The organism is Sedimentibacter acidaminivorans, assembly GCF_017873955.1.
In the GTDB taxonomy this organism is placed as follows: Bacteria; Bacillota; Clostridia; order Tissierellales; family Sedimentibacteraceae; genus Sedimentibacter; species Sedimentibacter acidaminivorans.
The window spans coordinates 59,772-80,852 of record NZ_JAGGKS010000008.1; the positions used below are offsets into that span (position 1 = coordinate 59,772).

Consider the following 21,081-nt stretch of genomic DNA (forward strand, 5'->3'; position numbering starts at 1 on the left):
ACGCGACTTAACCATATTTAGCAATTTCATATAAAATAGTTTTTCTTTGATTTAACACAAACTGTATGAATACCTAAAATCATCAATTGCTGTTCTTCAAACTTTGTACTACCTTCACCCTCAGATATCGTGTGCCCTGCTTATTCAAGAAAGGTTACGTTAAAACTACCTGTAGCATTAGATATAGTAGTTACAACTATCCTAACGCATAGGATAATCCTGAAATATCCTTAATAAACATTTCTTTGTTTTTGTCATTTCTAAAATGATTATATAAATTAATAGAAGAATGTAATTCTCGTAATAGGTTTTCCAATTTCAACTGCATTTTTTTTAGATCATCGAGTCTCTCAATTGGAAGCTGATTATCATCTAAAAGATTGTATAATTTATCATCCATAAATCCTATATTAGGAGAAGCACCAATAAATGTACAAATATTTCTTAAGTTATTTCTTTTTTCAGAGTATATCACCTGAGTAAGTTGTTTTTTTTCAGCTAGATCAATTAAACATTCTAAATCATTCTCTAAAGTAGCCAATAGAAGAGTATCGTACCATCCAATATTTCTTTTATAAGTATGATTTTGTATAACTAAGAGAGTTATTAATACTGCTACAATTATTATAGCAATTATTATTAGGATAACCCATTTGTTCTGAAGTAAATTTATTTTATCCATATTTTCATACCTCCTAGATAGTAGAAATTTTGTGTTAGATAAAGAAATCTGTATAAAAAACCAGATTTCTTTATTTTGATTCTATTAATAATCAGCTAAATCAATATCCAAATCAGCTTCACCAGTATCTATAACGAAATGTATATTACTTTGATTTAAAAAAACGCCTAATGATGCTTCTACATCTATATCAATATCATCGTCAGTAGCATTGTTATCTTTTTCTACTCCTATTGTTACAGGATATCCACCATCTGGATATTCAGACCAATCCATATAAGTATCATTTTCTGGTTCTATATTTAAGTGTCTTCTATAACTATCATTATCATAAGTAATAGTAACATCATCACCAATATTCTCACCCACTAATTCTATAGCACTTAATAAAGAACTTGGAACTCCCAAATCTCCGAAAACATCTAATATAAAGCTAAAAATACTATTAGATGAATCTGTTTCACTAGGATTTTGACTAGTGAAATAGCTTTCTTCATCTATTGATTGGAAATCAACATCAAATTCATCTATTGTAATTAGTAATACTGTATAATCATTGTTATCTTCTAATTCGTTTTCCACGTCATCTTTATCTACTTGAGTTATAACCATAAGTTTACCATCATCACTATAATCTACTATATCATCTTCTGCAAATAATCTTGCTCTCAAAACCAAATTTCCGTTCGGATAATCGTCAAGTTCTTCCCAATCAGAATCTGTAGGATCATAGCTTTTAATATTATTAAGTGCATTAAGTTCTTTACTTTCTTTTTCTAAAGCAACAATTTCAGCTAATACTTCTTTATCCAACAGTGAATCACCAAATGTAAAAACACTATATCCTTCTTTACAACCCAAATCATTGATTGAAATAGCATAATATATGTTGTTATAATTTCTTTCATATGAAACTCTTATGTTTCTTTCTTCTCCATTAATCTTGATTTTGCCCTTTAAGTTTCCTAGATATAATTGACCTAATTTTTTAGTACTATAAATATCAGCAGTACCTTCTGCTTCTACCTCACATAAGATTCCATTAAAATCAAACATGCCATCCATTAAAATATTTACTTGGTTATTTTTTTCTCCATCTATGGAAAAAGACATATTGTTTTCAATTGTTGATGTGCTTGACTTTAAATTTTCAACTTCATCTAATTTAAAGAGATTATTCATTTCATTGCCTTTTACAATAACTAAATTACCATTTTCATTACTAACTTTATTACTAATAACATTATCATTTTCTAATGCAAATCCAATATTCATACACCCTAATATCATAATACCAATTAAAATATAACTTATAAACTTTTTCATTTTAATCCTCCATTATTTTTCATTTTTTACTCCTTATACTAAAATATAGTACATTAACTCTTTTACATATTTTTTCAAGGTATTTTCATGAATTCCAGTTTCATTAAATAATTCTGCAATAATTGTATCTTTATCATTTAACATCCTTACTAATAATTTTTATTTTAATTCTTACTATAACTAGGCATTTTCATCCATCCTCTCTTATAGTACCAACTATACTTTCAATCCTATGCCAACTATCTTAATACATAGAGATAGTCAAATGTTCTTCTTAGGTTGCCTAGCATTACCTTTTCAATGGAATCATCCCATTTATATAGCCATTAGTATTAATCTTATTTCCCACCACTTAAACACTTTGGTTCTTTCGGCTGATATGCCCCCCAGTATGATGTAGTTCCTGCAGCTGAAATTGCTGTGTTTTTAATTTGTCTTGCTACAAAACTAAGTACGGTTCTTTTAATGTTCTTCATTTGTAACACCCCCTTTAATCTTTATTATTATTAGTATTGATACTAAAAACATGGTAACTATTATAGTATAAAATAATTGGATATTTATTTTATACATTACCACCCCAATTAAATAAAAAGCAAACAGAATAAATACAGTTATTTCTTTGTTTCCCTTTTTTCTATTTTCAGTTAATCTCTTATTTTCATTATCAACCGGTGCATATTTCAAAATAATATATATAGTTATGATTACCATTATTGCTGATATTCTTATTACATAAACTGTTGGTGTAAATATAACGGCAGACATTGCTACCAAATATAATAATATTAGAGTTAAATTGCATTTTACATATGAATTAGCATGATACCCGCCCGAATACATTCTTATTGGTATAAAGCTAATTAAGAATATAATAGAATAAAATAGCCTTTTTAATATTAACCCTAAGACTAAGATTAACGTTATTCCTATTATAGTAGATATTATCAATTGTAAACCATAAACATATATTTCTTTGTCTTCTTCTTGAATTATATTATTTGAATAAAAATAATCAGTTATATTGTCTGATAAATATTTAATCATTGTATCCTCCAATAATTAAATTTCCTTTTACCTATATTTACAATATAACTGATTTTTTTCATAAGTCAATAGCTTGGGGACGTTTGGTCGTGTATGTGTACGTTTGGTAAATATTTTATGCTTTTTCCTCTAATAATAATATATTACAAGAAAAGATATTACCTTTTTCATAATAATTTATTATTCCATCGTATTTTTCAACTATCTTTTTTATACTCTTTACTCCTATGCCGTGATTTAATTTGTTATGCTTTGTTGTCAATAAATTGGGGTTTTCTTTTAAAATTGATTTATCTATAGTATTTTTTACTTCAATAAATATGTAATCTCTTTTTTTATCTATTACTAAAGTAATTTCTTTATTGTTTTTTAATTTTTCACATGCTTCTATTGCATTGTCAAATAAATTTCCAAATAAAATATTTATATCTACATCTTCAATACGTTGGTCCAGTTCATAATTTATACTATAGCTTGTTTTAATCCCCTTATAGTTCGCTTCCGAAAGCTTATTGTTAACTATTGCATTAAACATATCATTTTTAGTAAATATGAATTTTTTTGTATTATCAATGTTTTCTATTATGCCGTTTGCATAATCTATTGCTTTATTAAAATTTTCGTCTTGAATGCTGGAACAGATGCTAATAATTTGATTTTTCATGTCGTGTCTCATAGTCTGTACTTCTTTATATAGCTCTTTTATTTCTTTGCTATGCTTATTTCGCAGCATATTATTATATTTTAGAAGTTCATTTTCTTTAATTATTTCATATTCATTTCCCAATCTCATAAAAAGAAAATAAATTATTATATTTATTAGTATTAATCCTATTATGGATAAAAGTAAATAAAATGTAATTCTCGTATCGTTATTGAACACTGCTGATTCAGTTATAGTAACCATTATGAATATTGTAAGTATAGGAATTATTGTCATTGATGTCCATATGGATAGAGGTGTTTCTTCACTTTTATAATTTTTTAATTTGAGGATTATTCTTGAAATATAAAAAAGTATTAATTTCGATGTTATTAGGCATACAAATCTATAAATTCCAAAGGTTGTAATCATATCTTCAACGCTAACATTGAAAATCATACCCAAAATAAATAAGGAAAAACTATTAATTAATATCAATACAACATTAAAAATAATGCTACTGAATAGCTTAACTAAAAATTTCCCTCTAAGAGCTATTATGCTGTAAATAATCATTATTACAAAAGCTATATAACTTGGAATTTCTATAAATACTTCAATATAATTTGCTACAGTAATATTTACAAACAACAGAATCACTGCAGAAATAAATAAAATGTTTTTTTTGCTGCCTAAATACTTGTAACCATTAAATTTTGAAATAAATTCAATCATTAGGTATGATTCAAATAAACTTATTGACAGTTCAAATATAATTTCTGTATTATTCATAACTCACCTTAGTGCTTCTATAAGTTTTTGTTGAACATATTGAATGCGTGACCTACTAATAGGAATTTTTTGATTGTTTTTCATTATTACATTATCTTTGTTTAACCGTTGTATATACCTTTCATTTACTAAATAACCTGAATGTGTTCTTATGAACCCGTAGTCTTCCAGCTCATGTTCTTTTTTATTTATGCTGTCTTTATACTTGTAATGATTGTCATTGACTGTATTTATAGTTATATAATTTCTGCTGCTTTCGATATACAAAATACTTTTAATATCTATCTCATATTTTTTTTTATCTGTGATTATTTTTATTTTATATGAATTATTTTCAAGGAATCTATTTACTTCAATAATTGCCTCTGATATTTCTTCTGTTAATTTTGATTTTCTGATAAATCTGAATGGCTGAACCTTTAGGGACTCGTATACAAGTTCATCTTTACTTGTTATGAAGATGATGATAGTATCTGGATTTTTAACCTTAATATTTTGTGCTGCTTCTATACCGTTTATTTTAGGCATATCAATATCTAAAAAAACTATATCAAAATATTCTTGCGAGTGATATTCTATAATTTCCATTGGAGCAAGGAATTTATTTATATTATAATCACAATTTATTTCTTTAAATTTATCATTTATTAACTGTGATATTTTCTCTAAAATTATTTTTTCATCATCACATATACCTATATTAAAGTAATTCATGTTATCCCCCCGATATCATGTCTTGTTAGAACTAAAAAAATTTTACATATCATAGTTCTTAATAGTTATACGATATTTTACCATGATTTAGTAATTATCTCAAGAGTTAAGTCCTTATAAGTAATAAAACTTCTGCCACCATAGCAGAAGTTTTTCGTCGTTTGATATTATTTCTTAATCATATTAAGGTCAAACTTAATATTTTAAAGGAACATTATTCTCTTAAATATTTAGAAATTAACTTTTGGTATTTTTTTACAATTGTTGTTGGTTATAAAATCTGTTTTTATTAGAACTGTATTTACCTTTCCATATTATTATTTATTTCCTGTTCACCTTTTACATTTTCAGCTTTATACTTCCCAACTAAATTAGCAACTTCACTCATACACTTTCTTTTATTGTTATTGTTATTGTTTTCATCAACAATTCCATTATCCTTACGATCTTTATCAACACTTTCAAACTCTGTTTCATCAGTTACTATAGCTTCTTTATTCTTATTAATATCAAGCAACTCATTTAATTCAAACTGTCGTCTTGACTTTTCAGCAAGTAACTGTTCATGTTCAAAAGGTCTCTTAAATTCTGTTTTTGATTCCTCCATGTTTCTGTTATACTCAACTATTTTGTCTTCCAGTTTACCTATATAAAATTCTAGATTCTTTACGACATTTTCAAGCCTAACCATATTACCATGTGGACTATCACCAAGCTCAATTGTATAAGTACTGTTACCTTTCAGGATCAACTCATTGAAACTCATGTGTTTTTTCTTTATGTATAAATCAAACCCGTTAAACTTTCCTATTTGTTTTTCTTCGGTTGATATTGCATTGTCTGATAATACTTTTATAATTTCTCCTGCATCTTCTCTGTTATCATAAGCTTTATTATCTAATATTATTTGAAATTCTTCTTTTCTGTTTTGATTTCTTATCTCAATATCTTTTTTAATATTATTTGTTCTTTGTTTAGCTTCTGCTATAAGACTAGGATATTTAGATTTAAAATTATCCTCCATTTTGTATTTATGATTATTGTAGGCAGTTTTTAAAAGTGTCAATCTTGCTACTTCATTATCAACATCAATCTTTTCTTTTATATATGGATTACCCGTTGCAAGTGCTTTTATTTCTGCATAGCTTAATACTGTTTCATCTACATCTTCACAACTTCTTGCAACAGATTTTGATGTCATTATCTGTGAAATAAATTTTTGTTTATTTTCAACTATTGACCACATATATGCATCAAATGTATCGGTTGTTACGTACCTATATATATTAACTTCTTCATTTGTATTGCCTTGACGAAGTATTCTACCTTCTCTTTGCTCTATATCCGATGGTCTCCAAGGTACATCAAGATGATGAAGTCCTACAAGTTTACTTTGTATATTTGTTCCTGTTCCCATTTTGGAAGTACTCCCTATAATTATTCTCTTTGATCCTCTTCTAAGTTCTGAAAACATGTTTTCTCTTTGTACCTCATTATTAGCATCATGAATAAAGCATATTTCACTTTCAGGTATTCCTTGTTTTATTAATGTTTCTTTTATGTAGTCATATACTGAAAACCCTTGTTTTTTTCCTGTTGGTGTACCTATATCACAAAATACTATTTGCGTTCCTTTTATAACGTTTGAATTTATATATTCATCATATATATTCTCAATACATTTATTTATTTTTGATGCTGGGTTATTCTCAGCATTAGAATCTAATAGTCTTGGATCTAATCCTAATTGTCTTGCTTCATTTGTAACCTTGAGCATATTATCTTCCCAAGGCTTAACACTTCCATTTCTGATATCTTCTGCTCTGCTTGCAAATTCAGACATTATTTCTTTTGTTTCTTCTGTAGGATCTGCTATTATTATTTTATATTTACCATCTTTAAGCTTCGGTACAGGAAGATTAAGCATATCAGGAGTTTGTATATCTGCTATGTTTTTGAACATTGTCATAAGCTCTGGAAGATTTACAAATTTAGCAAATCTATTTCTAAACCTATATCCGGTTCCTTCAGGAGCAAGTTCTAGAGAAGAAACAACTTCTCCAAAGTTTGATGCCCAACTATCAAAATGATATATTCCCATTTTGTGCAACTCTTTTTCTTCTAGATATCTCATCATTACATATAGCTCAACCATTGAGTTGCTTATTGGTGTTCCTGTAGCAAATATTACATTTCTACCGTTGTTTATTTCTTGTATATATTGAGATTTCATCAACATATCTGTAGATTTTTTAGCCATTGTGTTAGATATACCTGCAACATTACGCATTTTAGAAAATATAGCACAGTTTTTATAATTATGTGCTTCATCAACAAATAAACAATCAATTCCTAATTCTTCAAAATTTATTACATCATCCTTAACAGTATCAGTAAGTTTTTTTAAGCTCTCTTCAAGTCGAAGCTTTGTTTTTTCCATTTGTTTAATTGCCCATTGTTCTCCGTTTTCTGATTTTATTTCACTTATAGATTCCACTATATGGTCAATTTGTTCATTAATCATTCTTTGCTGTCTTTCTTTTGATATTGGAATTTTCTCAAATTGACTATGCCCTATTATTATTGCATCATAGTTGCCTGTAGCAATTCTGCTAACAAACCTCTTTCTGTTTTCTTTTTTGAAATCTTTTTTGCTTGTTACCAAAACATTAGCCGAAGGATATAGTCTTAAAAATTCTGCTGCCATTTGTTCCGTAAGATGGTTTGGTACTGCTATCATACTTTTATTTGCAAGTCCTAGACGTTTCATTTCCATGCATGAAGCAACCATTTCAAACGTCTTTCCTGCACCTACGCAATGGGCTAGCAATGTATTTTCTCCTGATGTAATTACTCGTGCTATAGCATTTTTCTGATGTGGTCTTAGTTTTACGTCTGGATTCATTCCAGGGAAAGTTAAATAACTTCCATCAAATTCTCTAAGTTTCATATTATTAAATTTATCGTTGTACAGTCTAACGTATTTGCTTCGTCTGTCTATATCTTTAAATATCCATCTTTTAAATTCTTCCTTTATTAGCCTTTGCTTTTCTTTTGCAAGCATTGTTTCTTTTCTGTTTATTACATATTTTACTCTATCATCTTCTTCAATTCTGTCTTTAACTGTTACGATTTTTAGATTTAATGTATCTTCTATTATGTAGTATGCATTTGTTCTGCTTGTACCATATGTTTCTTTAGCTGCAACAGAATTTCCATCTATACCTTTATTGCTTATTGACCATGATGCATTAAAATCTCTATAGTTAACTTTAATTTCATCATTATATCTTAAGCCTGTGTTGTAATAGTATTTTGGAGTTTTTAATAATTCATATATAAACTGTTCTATGTCCTTTGGATCTATCCATGTTGAGCCGAGCCTTACATCTATTTCGCCTGCCTCAAGGTCTTTAGGCTGTGATTCTTCAAGTGCTTGCACATTTATACTGAATATATCATTTGTTTTAGCATAGACATAAGCTAATTTTAATTTTTCTCTTACATTACCGCTTAAGTATTCATCTTTTGTTTCCCAGCCAGCTGTTATATTATTTTCATCATATTTTTGTGGATTAATATATGTTATTCCTTTTAAATCTTCTATAACTGTATTTATATCCTTATTAGAAAGTTTGGCCATGAATTTAAGATCAACTTTACCTCGCTCGTTCATACTTACCGTTAAGGCCTCAACGGCAGTATCAACCTTTTCAATTTTTTCATAATGGCTTATGGTTCTTTTAGAAAATATATCTGCTTTAGTAACATTTTTATCTTCATCAATTATTTCTAATGAAGATAAAAGTGGATAATCATTGTCATCTGAAAATGCTCTTTTATTTGTTTTGTCAGTGATATATCCATAATGTTTTACAAAATTATCATATTTTTTATTTAACTCATTTTGCAGTAGTTTAAGATAATCATCTGTACAGCCTACTAGCTGCTCACTAATTATCTGTCTTGTTATATTTCTTATTTCATGTAATTTTATTACTCTTTCTTTTGTCTTGGCTCCTATATCTATAAAATGCATAGTTGCATTTTCTCTGTAATATACATTGTCATCTATTACTGTAAATGTAAAATTCTTTACATTAGTATCTGCAGGTAAATCTTTATTTGCTTCATCTAAGTTGTCATTATCTTTTTTATCTTTATCTTGCAATTTATATATATTAATATCTGCTTTAAGGTTTGATACAGCAACTTTTAAGGCTTCTTCAATATTAGAATTTTCATCTTTATTAACTAAAGCTGTTACTTTACTGTTTTCTCCAAACATGCCCTTTCTTTTTTCATCAAATACCATTTCGCCAAGCATCATGTTTGGATTATCTATAAAATATTTATTTAGGGGTATCCCCTCATCGTTATGTAAGACATTAATCCATTTAGGCTCTTCTAAGTTTATACTATCTCTTTTTTGCAAGAATAATATATCTGTTGTTACATCAGTATTTGCAACTTCTTTAAATGTATTATTTGGAAGCCTGATAGCTCCTATAAGGTCTGCTCTCTCGGCAATATATTTTCTTACTGAGTTGTCTTGTTTATCCATTGTTCCCTTTGAAGTTACAAAAGCAATAACTCCTCCTGGTCTAACTTTATCTATTGTCTTAGCAATAAAATAATCATGAATAAAGAAATTATATTTATTATATTCTTTGTCAAATACCTTGTAATCTCCAAATGGAACATTACCTATAGCAACGTCAAAGAAGTTGTTTTGAAACTCTGTGTCCTGGTATCCTTTAATTTGTATATTAGCTTTCTGATACATCTGCTTAGATATTCTTCCTGATATATCATCAAGCTCAACTCCATATAATTTAGATTTACTCATGCTTTCAGGCAGCTGAGAAAAGAAATATCCAACTCCCATTGATGGCTCTAATATATTGCCTTTTTCAAAACCAAAATTGTCAAGTGCTGTATAAATTGATTGAATTACTTCTTTTGAAGTATAATGGGCGTTTGGGGTAGATGCTCTTGCACTTTTGTATTCTTCTTCTGTTAGGATACTTTTAAGCTCATTATATTCATTGGCCCAAGAACTAGAATTTTCATCAAATGCTTGTGGCATTCCTCCCCATCCAGAGTATTTAGCTAATATACTCTGGTCTTGTGATGATGCTAACCTTAACTCTTGCTCTATGATCTTTAATAATTTTATAGCTTCTATATTGTTTTTAAATTTTGTTTTCAGTCCACCTTCTATCTTGTCGTTATCTTTATATTTATAATTTATTTTTTCTATAATATTATTTTTGATATCATCATCTAATACACTATTTTTAGGTAAAATAATAGAGCTGTTTAAATTCTCATACAGCTCTACATTATCTGTTATCTCTATCTGTTCTGTAATTTCTATTTGTTCTGTTACCTTATTTGATACACTATTTCCTTCAATACTATTTCTTCCGCTTCTCTCTTTATCATATCCCTGTGTTTGTAACTTTCGTATACGTTCATCGGGTCTGGTATTGGATCTATCTTTAGTTTCTGTTCCATTATCTTGCCTAGTAGTTCGTATGCTTCCTCGTTTACCTTCCTCATTACTTGCATCAGTTCTCCGTTCATGAACATCTTCGTATACCTCTGCTGATTTATTTCTCTCAGATAATTCATTGCTAGTAATCCGTACTTGCCCACTGGCTCTTGTTCCTCCTGATTCTCCTCCATTTCTATCTCTGGATACAATATTCCGTCTATCTCCTTGTATGTTAAGTCTATTGGTTTCATTCTCCCTTTTCCTCTCTTTTATTATATTTTTCAACTCATTTTCTATATCTGATAATATCAGCTGTGATGTATTAGCCACTGAACTGCAAAGCTTTAATGTTAGCTCTTTAGTATTAAATTCAGCGATATATTTGAAATATTTTTCGCTGTTAATATCTGTATTGATATTACATCTTGTTGATATTAAGTATATCAGGCTTTCTTGTAATGTTGTTTTAAATTTATCTTTAGTACTATTATATATTTCGTCAAATACTGTAAATTGTTTATCTCGATTTTTAAATTCAGATATATATGATTTGTATACTATTTCAGAATACTCTTTACATAAATATATAATCATATTATCTATTGAATTAATATCTGTATTATATTTGCTGTTAAGCTTTTGATTTAATAATAGCTTAGAAGTATCATTTAATACCCAGGTTCTCGGATAAGTCTTCTCTTGTCCATTAGTATCTGAAACATCAAATAAATACTCGATTTTAACAGGATTTTTTGTTGTATCAAAAACCTTTATCGCTTTTGCTCCTTTATTTATGTATCTTTTAATTTTGCTATTCCATATATTCATATCTGCAACAAATGTTGCTTCTGGTTTTTGTGCATATATGAGTATTTGAGTATCAAATCTGTGTTTCCAAATTCCTGATGAAAATTTTAGGAACTGAATCCATTCTGTATCTGAGACTGTAAGTTGGGGTATTATTTCATCATAAATCTGCTTTAAATTTGTTATTCTTCTGTCCATTTTCTAGTTTGCCTCCATAATTACTAATAATAACATTGCTTTGCTTTTACAATCTTGTTTGTACTTCTTATTTTGATATAAAAAAGACTACGACATCTTTTATCTGCCGTAGCCACTTTTAACACTATTCTATTTCTACAACTATATTTAATATAAACATAAAAAAATTTTTGAATTACACTGATCGCCGTTATGCTTATTATCTACCTATTACCTTCTAATTTTGCCTTAATAAATCCATCATATTCTATCGTAGCATTTTGCTGATTTGGCATTATAAATCCACACTCTTCATAAAATTTATAATTTTCAGTAGTAGTCTTTGTGGACTAATTTCCGTGTGGGAGTTTTTGCAAGCATAACCGAATAAGTTTTTTTCCTATTCCTTGTTTTCTATATTCCTTTTTTACCATTAAATCTTGGATTGAAGCAATCATGCTCCACACCAACCAATCTCCGTATATAACTCTCTTAATAGTTCACCACTTATTCCGTCAGTTCCTTCACGTATAACGAAACCTTATAATATATGTACATACACATTTCTCCTACTTCCTATAAATTATTTATTATTTAGACTATGTTAAAGAATACTGTTGATAATAATACAATTTTTAATTGAAGTCAGAATTGACTTCCATTAATAAATATTTAGAACGTAGTAAATCAACACATCTTCACATTATTTTATTAATTCATTGTCGGGTTTTAATAAATACTTTCTAACAGTATTCCAATTTCCCTTATACTCTTCCAAAATTATACTCATACAACCAATTTCTAAATGTAGTTCATTGTCATCCCATCTATCACCGATACCTGCAGCTATATTGTACTTTTTTGAAAGTGCTTTTGCTATTTCCAGTCTATCTTCTTGTTTTTCTGATAAGTAGATTTGACCATTAGGGAAACCAGTTTTTATTAACCACTCTAAAGTAACTTCTTTCATTTGTTCGGAACGTGCTCCCATAAAAATGATATTAAATTGTTCATGTAATTCATTTAAACATTCAACACTACCAATAACAGCAATATCATTTAAAATATTCTCAACTTTATTAAAATCAGATGTACCACAAAGATGTAATCTATGCCTATCATCACAAATTGTACCATCAATAAAAACTAAAATTGCTTTCATCATACATTCCTCAACTTTCATTAACATAAATTATCTATAATATGCCTTTGTTTAATTATACCGAATATTAATTTCATTTACAAATATTTAGTATAATTATATATAAATTGCCTCTATAAATTTAAAATACTTTAATTTTGTATCAGAATACAATGTATGTGATTGCACTAATAAATTTTTACACTTTATAGTATCTTTTTCCGTATTAAAGAATTGAAGCCACTTGAACCAATAATAAGAATATAGTTGATATGATAAAAGACCTTACTGCGCCCTCAATAAAGTTTATCTTTAATAATACCACGTATTCACAATATATACTAATCTGCTCCTTTGGATAATTTATACTTGACTTATTTCCAACAACTCAATTATCTTTTCAACAATTTCATCTTCGCATATATCTTCATCAAAATACTTTTTTATTTTTGTTAAAGGTATAGCAATTTTTTTGTTTTTATCATTTTTATTTTTATCAGACAGCACTTCAAGAATTACATCTAAACTTAATTGTCCTATTTCTCCTTCCTTTATTTTTAGAGTTTCTGCCTGCTTTAAGCTTATTTTTATATTTTGATTTTTTACAAGAGATTCAATTATTTTTTGGCTTTCTGAAGATAGATATGAAATTTCTACAGCTGGTCTAAATCCCAAGATGTTCTTATCTACCCTATCTAGTAATTCATCTGTGAGATAGTTTAACCTTATATATCTCCTAATCTGTGATGCAGAAGTATCATTATTTTTAGCGACTTCTTCTCTGCTTGTATTAACATATGTTCCATTGGAACATATGTCTGTATTTCTTTTCTTACCTTGTCTATTTAAGGCATCTAATTGCATTTTATATGCTTTTGCTCTTTCTGACGGGAGAAAGTCTTGTCTTTGCATAAAGTTAGCTTCTGCAACTATTATTTGTGCTGTATCATCATCTACATTCTTTATGATGGTTGGAACTGTTTCAAGTCCTATTATTTTAGCGGCATTTACCCTGTTATGACCACTTAGAAGTTCTAACTCTTCCCTATTTTCAATTTCTCTTGCTATTACTGGTGAAAGTATTCCATATTCTTTGATACTTTCAATCATATCATTTAATTTATTTCCTTCGTATAACTTAAATGGATGGTTTTTAAAAGGAATAAGCAAATATGTTTTTACTTGTTTTATATCTTTATCATTTTTATTTAAATCAGGTTTACCGATTATGTCACTTATTAGATCTTGACCTTTCAACTTTCTATTTAAATTTAATTTACTCATTGTTTAATACTTCCCTTGCTAATAGTTCATATGATTTTGCAACTTCGCTATTTGGATTGTATGTAAAAATACTCACCCCTTGTGATGGCGCTTCAGCTATTTTAGTTGATATTGTTATTGCATTTTCAAATACATTTATATAATCTCCATATGTTTCATATATTTCGTCGAATACTTCTTTGCTTAAGTTTGTACGTTTATCATACATTGTTAAAAGTATTCCTTCTATTTCTAGATTGGGATTAATTTGAGCTTTAATTCCTATTATTGTCTGCATTAACTGTTCCATGCCACGCATTGATAAATATTGGGATTGTACAGGTATTATTACGCTATCTGATGCAGCAAGAGCGTTGATTGTAAGGTTTCCCAATAATGGTAAGCAATCTATAAGAATAAAGTCAAACATATCTTTGAAATCTTTGATAATATTTTTAAGGATATTTTCTCTATTTAATGTATTTAACATTTTAACTTCAATGCTAGATAGACCAATATCAGAAGGCAATAAATAAATTCCTTCGGTTTCTATGAAATATTTCTCTGTATCTATTTTGTAATTATAGTCATTAATTCTATTTTCAATTAAATTTGTAATTGTATTATTAAGCTCATCAGGTTCATATCCTAATGACATTGTTAAGTTTGCCTGTCCATCTAAATCTATTAGTAGGACTTTTTGTTTCAGCCTTGATAGACTGATACCAAGACTAATTGCTGTAGTAGTTTTACCTACTCCACCCTTTTGATTTGCTATTGCTATAACTTTACACATTTTTGTATCTCCTTCTTTTTTATGAAATAAAAAAACAGTTACATATTGCAACTGCATAGTTTTGATATTTTTTATATTACTAAGTTATTGAAAATCTTAATATAACGACTCATTTATATCTATTACATCATAGTAAAAATCATCTAATAACCCTTCTGGTTGGTCTAAGATAATCATTTTATAAAGGCCTGAGAGATTTGGTTTACCTATTATCGTATATACTTTATGATTAATTTCAATATATCTACTGTTTAAAATATTAATTCTTTGTTTTACATCGTTTCCAAGATAGAATTCAAGACGATACGAATTTTTTAATTTTGGTATATATGGATTAGGAGAAGTTAATTTTTTCTTACTTTCATATTTTCTAACAGCATGACGATTTCTTTTGCTGATTCTTTTCCATTAACTGTTAATTCCTTTTCCGATAGCGAAGTGAAATATATATAGGAATTTATTTTATCAGGCAAAACTTCACTGTTATATGGAGCAATTAAGTCAGTGACTTGCATCGATCTATAATATACTACAGTAATTAACAACAGTAAAATAGCTATTATACATAAAATAATTTTCTTATTCATATCTAACCCCTCATTATAAGTATATTTATTGGAACAACGTATAATACAAATATTGCGTATCAATAATATCTACTATTAGTTTTTCCCCATTTGTATTAAGCAACTTTGAAATCGATTCTTTAAGTTTAATTTTTCTATATCTATTAAATGGTGTATTTTAATCGAAGTTGTTATTTAATGTCTATATTGGAATAAAAAATTATTAATTTAGAATTAAACTATCAAGTGTCCAAATATAATTTAGTTCTTATTTAATTTTAATAATATAACTATCATCAATTGATTTATAGTAATCAGTTAAAAAAGAATGGTCTATTTCATCATCAACTATATGATATAACTCTGTATTAATTAAAATATAATTTTCCATAGGATTAATAAATGTTAATTCACCATTATTAGAATAAATGAAAATAAGATAGGTTTTTAGCCCATCTGGAAATTCTTCAGCAAAATCAAAATTGTGACTTAATAATTTTTTATATTCATATGAATTAAAAAATGATATTAATCCCTCATAATTTTCATTTAATACTTTATCCCCTATAATGATTTTATCTATATTATTTGCTTTAATTCCTATTACACTCTCAAAACTTCTAATCCTGTAAGTTGAATAAAAGCAAATAACAGCAACTATAACTATTAAAAGTAATAGTATAATTCTTTTTCTAATTTTAGTCACACCGTTCTCCTTTCCTACCACCCTAGCGGTTTCGATATTACTTTCATTTTATTCTCTGTGAACACATGCAACTCAAATGTATCTAGATCTTTAAACTTATTCCGCATTACCTTGTAATTCTGATTTTAATCTATTGAAATATTGCTCCATAAATTCAATCCTATCTTCACCTATTTCTTTTGCTTTTTTTGTATACAATTTATCCGGAATCTTTTTAAATTTGACTTCATATTCAATTATTGGGTTATGTTTTGAACTATCCCTAATTCTTCCATTTTCGGTTGTGTTGTCATTTAAGTATTCGCTTATTGAGTTATTTAATTCCAGTCTTTGCCCACACTGCCCAGAAAGCATGAAAGTTCGAGCAATACCTATTGCACCGATTGCATCTAGTTTATCTGAATCAAAAAGTATTTTCGCTTCTATTGTTACTGGTTCATTTCCGGTTCTAAATCTATGTGATATAATACAATGCTTTATTTTTCTTATCTTTCCTTCATCATATTTTAAATCTTTTAATATATCTCCTGCAATTTCACTTCCCAAAACAGCATGGTCAATTTTTCCTGTTTTGTCTTCATTTTCATCAACTCTTGCAATGTCATGCAGCAATGCCGCTGGAATCAATATATCCAAATCAACATTTTCTTCATATTCTGAAATCATTAAGCAAAGATTGTAGACTCTCATTACATGATCCAGATTATGTGCTGAACAAGTCAATTTATTTTGAACTATTTCTAAAATTCTTTTATGCCTTTTTTCACTATTCACTTATTTCCTCCATTTGTATAAAATCATATGCAACTTCTTTGTATTTTACATTTTCTATATTTATATATCTTTCTTTAATACTATTATTATATTATTTTGAAATTGTTAATTCATCCAATATTTCCATTATATTTAAACTGATGTGTAAAATTCGAATGATGCGAATTACCCTTCTTAATCAATCACAACAAGTGTTAATCCAATAGAGATTTATATTCATCTACGTCCTCAAATTTACCAAAACCGTAACGGATATCATCAGTCGTAATATTCTTCATAATAAATGGGGTTCCATCATTCAACTTGCTAATAACTATCTCAAAAGAATTATCATCATTTAATGTGATTTCAAAGTTCTGCCTATTACTATTAATTCTATATGATTTGTCATCGAGTTTTTCGTAAGTTCCTCTATCAACTTCTCTATTGTTGATCCATTCAACAAAACTATTATCTTCTTCTCGAACTAACCTTTGAATAATATGACTTCCAATCATTTCACTTTGATAAAATCCTTTTAAAAGAGGTTTTGTTTTGGGAAAAACACTCCATAATATAAAAATAATTGCAATCAATAAAATAATAAGTTTTGAATTTTTCACTACAATAACCACCTATATTTTTGTATCCTGAATATTTTTACTTATATTAAGCATAATTTGCAGTACTGATATGAATTTTTAGAACCATATTATGTTACATCAATGCAATAATTGCTGACTATACCTTTATCTATAGATATGATAAGCCACCTATCGTCCATATAGTCAACACCCAAATAATATACAATAGTATTTTCCGGCTCATAGTAATCATTGCTTATCTTGAAAGATGTCTTGGTGTTTGCATAGTTTTCCTCTTCACCAAGTAAATAAATAATTTCTTCTTCTGTCATTCCAATAAGTTTGTGCTTTTCAAGCAAATCATTTACTATGTTTGTTCTGTCATTTGGAGTCTTGAGCCATTTTTCGACAGTGAAGGTATATTTATATCTATAAATTCCAAATCCAATTAGAGAAGTAATTACTATCGTAGCAATAATAGAAAATATGATAGCATTCCTATTCCACATCTTTGACTGTTGCACCTGTTTTTGTATTTTAATTTCATCCACTGCATTTCCTCCTGCTAATATTTAGGCAAAATATAAATATTCTTTGTTTCCTCTAATTGTGACGCAATATTTTTACTATTCCGACGTAAAATTTGAGAAATGCTACAATATTTTCGAACTACTTTGACGAAAAATTTGAATAATGCGTCTTAAAATTTAAAATATTTCAAATTAATCTTTCTCAAAAATAACTCTATAGTTATTTAATTTTTCTTGCTTTTAATAACATCAATAATCATAAGTGTACAAGTTACTACAACACCACTAAGAAATAATATTGTTCCACTGACAAATGCTACACCGCTAAGAAACGATCCGTTTGTTACTACTCCACTTCCACCATCCGAACCAAAAAACACACTAAATACAAATGCAATTATAAATCCTACTATAAAAGTAATAATACCATATTGAATTTTCAATACTATCGCCACCTCCAAATATTTAATTTGTAAAATTCTACGTATATAGATTATATCACTAATTACCAAATATTGATATATTTTTATAAATATTTACATATATTTGCAACCTTGTTTAAAAAGAAAAAGAATCATTCATTTTGCAATGTAATGACTCATTATATATTTTTATAGAAATTAAATTATTATAGGTTTATGGTCATAGCATATTTAATACTATACATGTGCATGGTTTGCATTTTTATAGTATATTAATCCAGTCTCTTCTTCCATAAAGTATTCTGACAATTATTACCCTTTTATCAATTTCAGATATTGTATAAAAAATAATATAATTATCAACAATTATTTTTCTTAACCCTTGTGTATATAGTCTCTCATCTGATACAAGTTCATGCCGATGAGGCATATACTCAAGTCCCATTGTAGCAACTTTTATCTTACTTATAGTTTTAAGAGCAATTTCAGGTTCCATTAGATTTCTTGAAATATAATCAGAAATATTCTGTAAATCTGTTGCTGCCGACTCAGACATAAACAGCTTGTAATTACTCATTCTGAAATTCTTCTTTCAACATTTTTAAATATTTCTTCAGCAGGAGAAACCTTATTATTTTTAATATCTTCCAATCCTTCATCCAAAAGTTTGTAAAGCTCAAATCTACCTATAATTTTTTCATATGTTTCTATGCTCATAACTGCTAAATCTCCTTGACCATTTTTTGTTATATACACTGGTTCAGAATATTTGTGGCAGAAATCAGAAATTTCACTATATTTATTTCTCAAATCTGAACTTGGTCTTATATTGGGCATAATATACACCTCCATTTATAATATATCATTATTATATCATAATATTGACATACTATCAAACTAAATTAATATTCTTCTTGTTACAGCTCTTATAATGATTCGTATTTTTCTCTATTTTTCAATGTTTTCTTGATTTGTCTTATCATTCACGGTACTCATTGTGCTGGAATCCTTGCTTCTAGCGGATATTCTTCTAAAGGTAAATATAGGGGAATTGCTCCAGAAGCAAATATCTTATCAATTAAAGTACTAGATGAAAAGGGAAACGGAAAGACTTCAGATATTTTATCTGCAGTTCAATGGATTATTGATTCTAAGGAGGTTTATAAAACCAAGATAGTTAATTTTTCATTAGGTGCAATAGCACAATACAGAGAAAGAAAGGACCCCCTTGTTAAAGCAGCTAACCGCGCTATAGATAACGGATTGGTGGTTGTAGCAGCGGTAGGAAATAGTGGTCCCATGAGGAATACAATTTTATCTCCTGCAACAAGTAGATACGTCATCTCTGTAGGAGCCTTAGATAACAATAGAACTCCAGAAACTGATGACGACTTTATTGCTAGCTTTTCAAGTAGAGGTCCAACAATAGATAGAGTCAGAAAGCCTGATCTAATTGCACCAGGGGTTGATGTAATGTCTTTATCTTATAAGAGTTTAAACAACTACACCTCATTAAGCGGAACATCTATGGCCGCTCCAATGGTATCAGGTGCTGCTGCTTTATTATTAAGTAAAAACCCTGACTATACTCACTTCGATATTAAGAGAATACTAGCAGGTTCATGTTCTAAAATAAATGCATCATCTCTTGATCAAGGTGCAGGAATCTTAGATTTAAGTAAAATATTTTAATTAGTTATTCAATAGGAGGAAAATAAATTTTTTCCTCCTACTTATTACCTCAACATTTGCATTCATTTAAAGTGTGACCACAATAAGCTTATATTAAGTTATGCTAATTTTCATTGTACAACATCTAGATCAATTTTCTCTGTTTTAATTTCATCCTGTTCTTCCCATACAATTTTAATATATGCATTATTAATAGACTCTTTATGAACTTCTAATTCATATTCTCTCTTGTACCCTCCATCAAAATCAACCACAGAACGCTCAGATTCTCCCCAGCTTCTTGTTTCACTACCAGATGCTACAGGGGTTTCCGCTTCCATTATTTGGTATCTTGCAAACTCAGTTTCAACTATTTTAGGGAGTTTATTTCCAACATACTGTGCTTCTCCATTAATCCTTATTCTCTCCTTTGTCAAGACATAATCTAATGATGCTTTCCAATGTTCACTTTCTCCTTCTACTTTAAATTTTGCTTCTTTAAGAGGGCTACCATTTATTATAATAACTAAATACCCACTTCCATCTTCACTTATTATTGCACGTTGTATTAAAAGAGAAACCTCTTTTTCTTTGTTTTTAAGAATATATCCTTGAGTACTAAGTGATCCTAAAAATGAATATTCACCATTAACTTCAAGTGGATTTTCCTTAATAGTCCATATATCTTGATTGATATTATCTAAATAGAATTCCTTCACCTCTGCAAAAGCACCTTTAAACTCTGATATTTTGTAAAATTCTCTATATTCTGAACTTTTCAGCAATATCGACTCTGGATATATTGGAATTCCTTCATACATTTCTGAATAAATCAACGGTTGACTGCATCCTGTGAAAGTTGTCATGATTAATATCAAACTCACAATAAATAGTAACTTCTTATTCAATTAAATACCCCCTCTAATTTATATTTTAATATCCACCAAATTTATCCCACTGT

Annotated in this window: 21 protein-coding genes; 1 reads left to right on the top strand and 20 read right to left on the bottom strand. The window is 28.2% G+C overall.

All coding sequences use genetic code 11. The annotated features are described in order from the left end of the window. Positions 1 to 196 precede the first annotated feature (196 nt). The 19 genes from J2Z76_RS12820 to J2Z76_RS12910 all read right to left on the bottom strand — a co-directional run bounded on the left by J2Z76_RS12820 (position 197) and on the right by J2Z76_RS12910 (position 19,286). The gene (locus tag J2Z76_RS12820; RefSeq protein ID WP_209512470.1) at positions 197 to 682 is read right to left on the bottom strand and encodes a hypothetical protein; all 486 of its coding nucleotides are present in this window, start codon (positions 680 to 682) and stop codon (positions 197 to 199) included. Positions 683 to 766: 84 nt separating this feature from the next. Beyond that, complete coding sequence (locus tag J2Z76_RS12825; protein WP_209512471.1) at positions 767 to 2,008, bottom strand: hypothetical protein; 1,242 nt, start codon at positions 2,006 to 2,008, stop codon at positions 767 to 769. Between the two features lie 338 nt (positions 2,009 to 2,346). Then, complete coding sequence (locus tag J2Z76_RS12830) at positions 2,347 to 2,484, bottom strand: cyclic lactone autoinducer peptide (RefSeq protein WP_209512472.1); 138 nt, start codon at positions 2,482 to 2,484, stop codon at positions 2,347 to 2,349. Then, on the bottom strand, positions 2,471 to 3,055 hold the full coding sequence (locus J2Z76_RS12835) for an accessory gene regulator ArgB-like protein (RefSeq protein ID WP_209512473.1): 585 nt from the start codon (positions 3,053 to 3,055) through the stop codon (positions 2,471 to 2,473). The genes J2Z76_RS12830 and J2Z76_RS12835 overlap by 14 nt, the downstream gene beginning before the upstream one ends. Positions 3,056 to 3,170: 115 nt before the next feature. Further along, a complete protein-coding gene (locus tag J2Z76_RS12840; protein WP_209512474.1) occupies positions 3,171 to 4,490 on the bottom strand; it encodes a sensor histidine kinase in 1,320 nt (439 codons plus the stop codon). 3 nt (positions 4,491 to 4,493) lie between these two features. Continuing rightward, positions 4,494 to 5,204 (bottom strand): LytR/AlgR family response regulator transcription factor, encoded by a 711-nt coding sequence (locus tag J2Z76_RS12845; RefSeq protein WP_209512475.1) that lies wholly within the window; start codon positions 5,202 to 5,204, stop codon positions 4,494 to 4,496. A 301-nt stretch (positions 5,205 to 5,505) separates the two neighbouring features. Further along, positions 5,506 to 11,709, bottom strand: a complete 6,204-nt coding sequence (locus tag J2Z76_RS12850) for a DEAD/DEAH box helicase family protein (protein ID WP_209512476.1) — start codon at positions 11,707 to 11,709, stop codon at positions 5,506 to 5,508. A 329-nt stretch (positions 11,710 to 12,038) separates the two neighbouring features. Beyond that, positions 12,039 to 12,146 carry a GNAT family N-acetyltransferase gene (locus J2Z76_RS17005; RefSeq protein ID WP_342455049.1) on the bottom strand — a complete coding sequence of 36 codons (108 nt, stop codon included), beginning with the start codon at positions 12,144 to 12,146 and terminating at the stop codon, positions 12,039 to 12,041. A gap of 245 nt (positions 12,147 to 12,391) precedes the next feature. Beyond that, positions 12,392 to 12,853: an HAD family acid phosphatase gene (locus tag J2Z76_RS12860; protein ID WP_209512477.1), complete on the bottom strand. Its 462-nt coding sequence runs from the start codon at positions 12,851 to 12,853 to the stop codon at positions 12,392 to 12,394. 339 nt (positions 12,854 to 13,192) lie between these two features. Then, positions 13,193 to 14,113, bottom strand: a complete 921-nt coding sequence (locus J2Z76_RS12865; RefSeq protein ID WP_209512478.1) for a ParB/RepB/Spo0J family partition protein — start codon at positions 14,111 to 14,113, stop codon at positions 13,193 to 13,195. Continuing rightward, on the bottom strand, positions 14,106 to 14,888 hold the full coding sequence (locus J2Z76_RS12870; RefSeq protein ID WP_209512479.1) for a ParA family protein: 783 nt from the start codon (positions 14,886 to 14,888) through the stop codon (positions 14,106 to 14,108). The genes J2Z76_RS12865 and J2Z76_RS12870 overlap by 8 nt, the downstream gene beginning before the upstream one ends. Before the next feature lie 344 nt (positions 14,889 to 15,232). Further along, positions 15,233 to 15,475, bottom strand: coding sequence for a hypothetical protein (locus J2Z76_RS12875; protein WP_209512480.1), 243 nt, complete (start codon positions 15,473 to 15,475; stop codon positions 15,233 to 15,235). Positions 15,476 to 15,722: 247 nt separating this feature from the next. Further along, positions 15,723 to 16,160, bottom strand: a complete 438-nt coding sequence (locus tag J2Z76_RS12880; RefSeq protein ID WP_209512481.1) for a hypothetical protein — start codon at positions 16,158 to 16,160, stop codon at positions 15,723 to 15,725. 96 nt (positions 16,161 to 16,256) lie between these two features. Beyond that, entirely contained in the window at positions 16,257 to 16,934 is a 678-nt protein-coding gene (locus J2Z76_RS12885) for an HD domain-containing protein (RefSeq protein WP_209512482.1), read from the bottom strand. A 194-nt stretch (positions 16,935 to 17,128) separates the two neighbouring features. Next, positions 17,129 to 17,536, bottom strand: a complete 408-nt coding sequence (locus J2Z76_RS12890; protein WP_209512483.1) for a hypothetical protein — start codon at positions 17,534 to 17,536, stop codon at positions 17,129 to 17,131. Positions 17,537 to 17,625: 89 nt separating this feature from the next. Next, on the bottom strand, positions 17,626 to 18,048 hold the full coding sequence (locus J2Z76_RS12895; RefSeq protein WP_209512484.1) for a hypothetical protein: 423 nt from the start codon (positions 18,046 to 18,048) through the stop codon (positions 17,626 to 17,628). Positions 18,049 to 18,251: 203 nt separating this feature from the next. Then, positions 18,252 to 18,470 (bottom strand): hypothetical protein, encoded by a 219-nt coding sequence (locus tag J2Z76_RS12900; protein WP_209512485.1) that lies wholly within the window; start codon positions 18,468 to 18,470, stop codon positions 18,252 to 18,254. 241 nt (positions 18,471 to 18,711) lie between these two features. Further along, on the bottom strand, positions 18,712 to 19,026 hold the full coding sequence (locus tag J2Z76_RS12905; protein ID WP_209512486.1) for a type II toxin-antitoxin system RelE/ParE family toxin: 315 nt from the start codon (positions 19,024 to 19,026) through the stop codon (positions 18,712 to 18,714). Further along, entirely contained in the window at positions 19,023 to 19,286 is a 264-nt protein-coding gene (locus J2Z76_RS12910; RefSeq protein ID WP_209512487.1) for a type II toxin-antitoxin system Phd/YefM family antitoxin, read from the bottom strand. The genes J2Z76_RS12905 and J2Z76_RS12910 overlap by 4 nt, the downstream gene beginning before the upstream one ends. Before the next feature lie 129 nt (positions 19,287 to 19,415). On the opposite strand from J2Z76_RS12910, the gene J2Z76_RS12915 reads away from it, so the two are divergent. Then, complete coding sequence (locus J2Z76_RS12915; protein WP_209512488.1) at positions 19,416 to 20,141, top strand: S8 family peptidase; 726 nt, start codon at positions 19,416 to 19,418, stop codon at positions 20,139 to 20,141. A gap of 110 nt (positions 20,142 to 20,251) precedes the next feature. On the opposite strand, the gene J2Z76_RS12920 is transcribed toward J2Z76_RS12915, so the two are convergent. After that, positions 20,252 to 21,028, bottom strand: a complete 777-nt coding sequence (locus J2Z76_RS12920; protein WP_209512489.1) for a hypothetical protein — start codon at positions 21,026 to 21,028, stop codon at positions 20,252 to 20,254. Between the last annotated feature and the right edge of the window lie 53 nt (positions 21,029 to 21,081).

Coding starts and splice junctions, on each gene's coding strand:
- J2Z76_RS12825 (WP_209512471.1), bottom strand. CDS start 2,008: ATGAAAAAGTTTATAAGTTATATTTTAATTGGTATTATGATATTAGGG.
- J2Z76_RS12845 (WP_209512475.1), bottom strand. CDS start 5,204: ATGAATTACTTTAATATAGGTATATGTGATGATGAAAAAATAATTTTA.
- J2Z76_RS12830 (WP_209512472.1), bottom strand. CDS start 2,484: ATGAAGAACATTAAAAGAACCGTACTTAGTTTTGTAGCAAGACAAATT.
- J2Z76_RS17005 (WP_342455049.1), bottom strand. CDS start 12,146: ATGATTGCTTCAATCCAAGATTTAATGGTAAAAAAGGAATATAGAAAA.
- J2Z76_RS12850 (WP_209512476.1), bottom strand. CDS start 11,709: ATGGACAGAAGAATAACAAATTTAAAGCAGATTTATGATGAAATAATA.
- J2Z76_RS12860 (WP_209512477.1), bottom strand. CDS start 12,853: ATGATGAAAGCAATTTTAGTTTTTATTGATGGTACAATTTGTGATGAT.
- J2Z76_RS12910 (WP_209512487.1), bottom strand. CDS start 19,286: ATGCCCAATATAAGACCAAGTTCAGATTTGAGAAATAAATATAGTGAA.
- J2Z76_RS12865 (WP_209512478.1), bottom strand. CDS start 14,113: ATGAGTAAATTAAATTTAAATAGAAAGTTGAAAGGTCAAGATCTAATA.
- J2Z76_RS12870 (WP_209512479.1), bottom strand. CDS start 14,888: ATGTGTAAAGTTATAGCAATAGCAAATCAAAAGGGTGGAGTAGGTAAA.
- J2Z76_RS12835 (WP_209512473.1), bottom strand. CDS start 3,055: ATGATTAAATATTTATCAGACAATATAACTGATTATTTTTATTCAAAT.
- J2Z76_RS12840 (WP_209512474.1), bottom strand. CDS start 4,490: ATGAATAATACAGAAATTATATTTGAACTGTCAATAAGTTTATTTGAA.
- J2Z76_RS12905 (WP_209512486.1), bottom strand. CDS start 19,026: ATGAGTAATTACAAGCTGTTTATGTCTGAGTCGGCAGCAACAGATTTA.
- J2Z76_RS12875 (WP_209512480.1), bottom strand. CDS start 15,475: ATGAATAAGAAAATTATTTTATGTATAATAGCTATTTTACTGTTGTTA.
- J2Z76_RS12820 (WP_209512470.1), bottom strand. CDS start 682: ATGGATAAAATAAATTTACTTCAGAACAAATGGGTTATCCTAATAATA.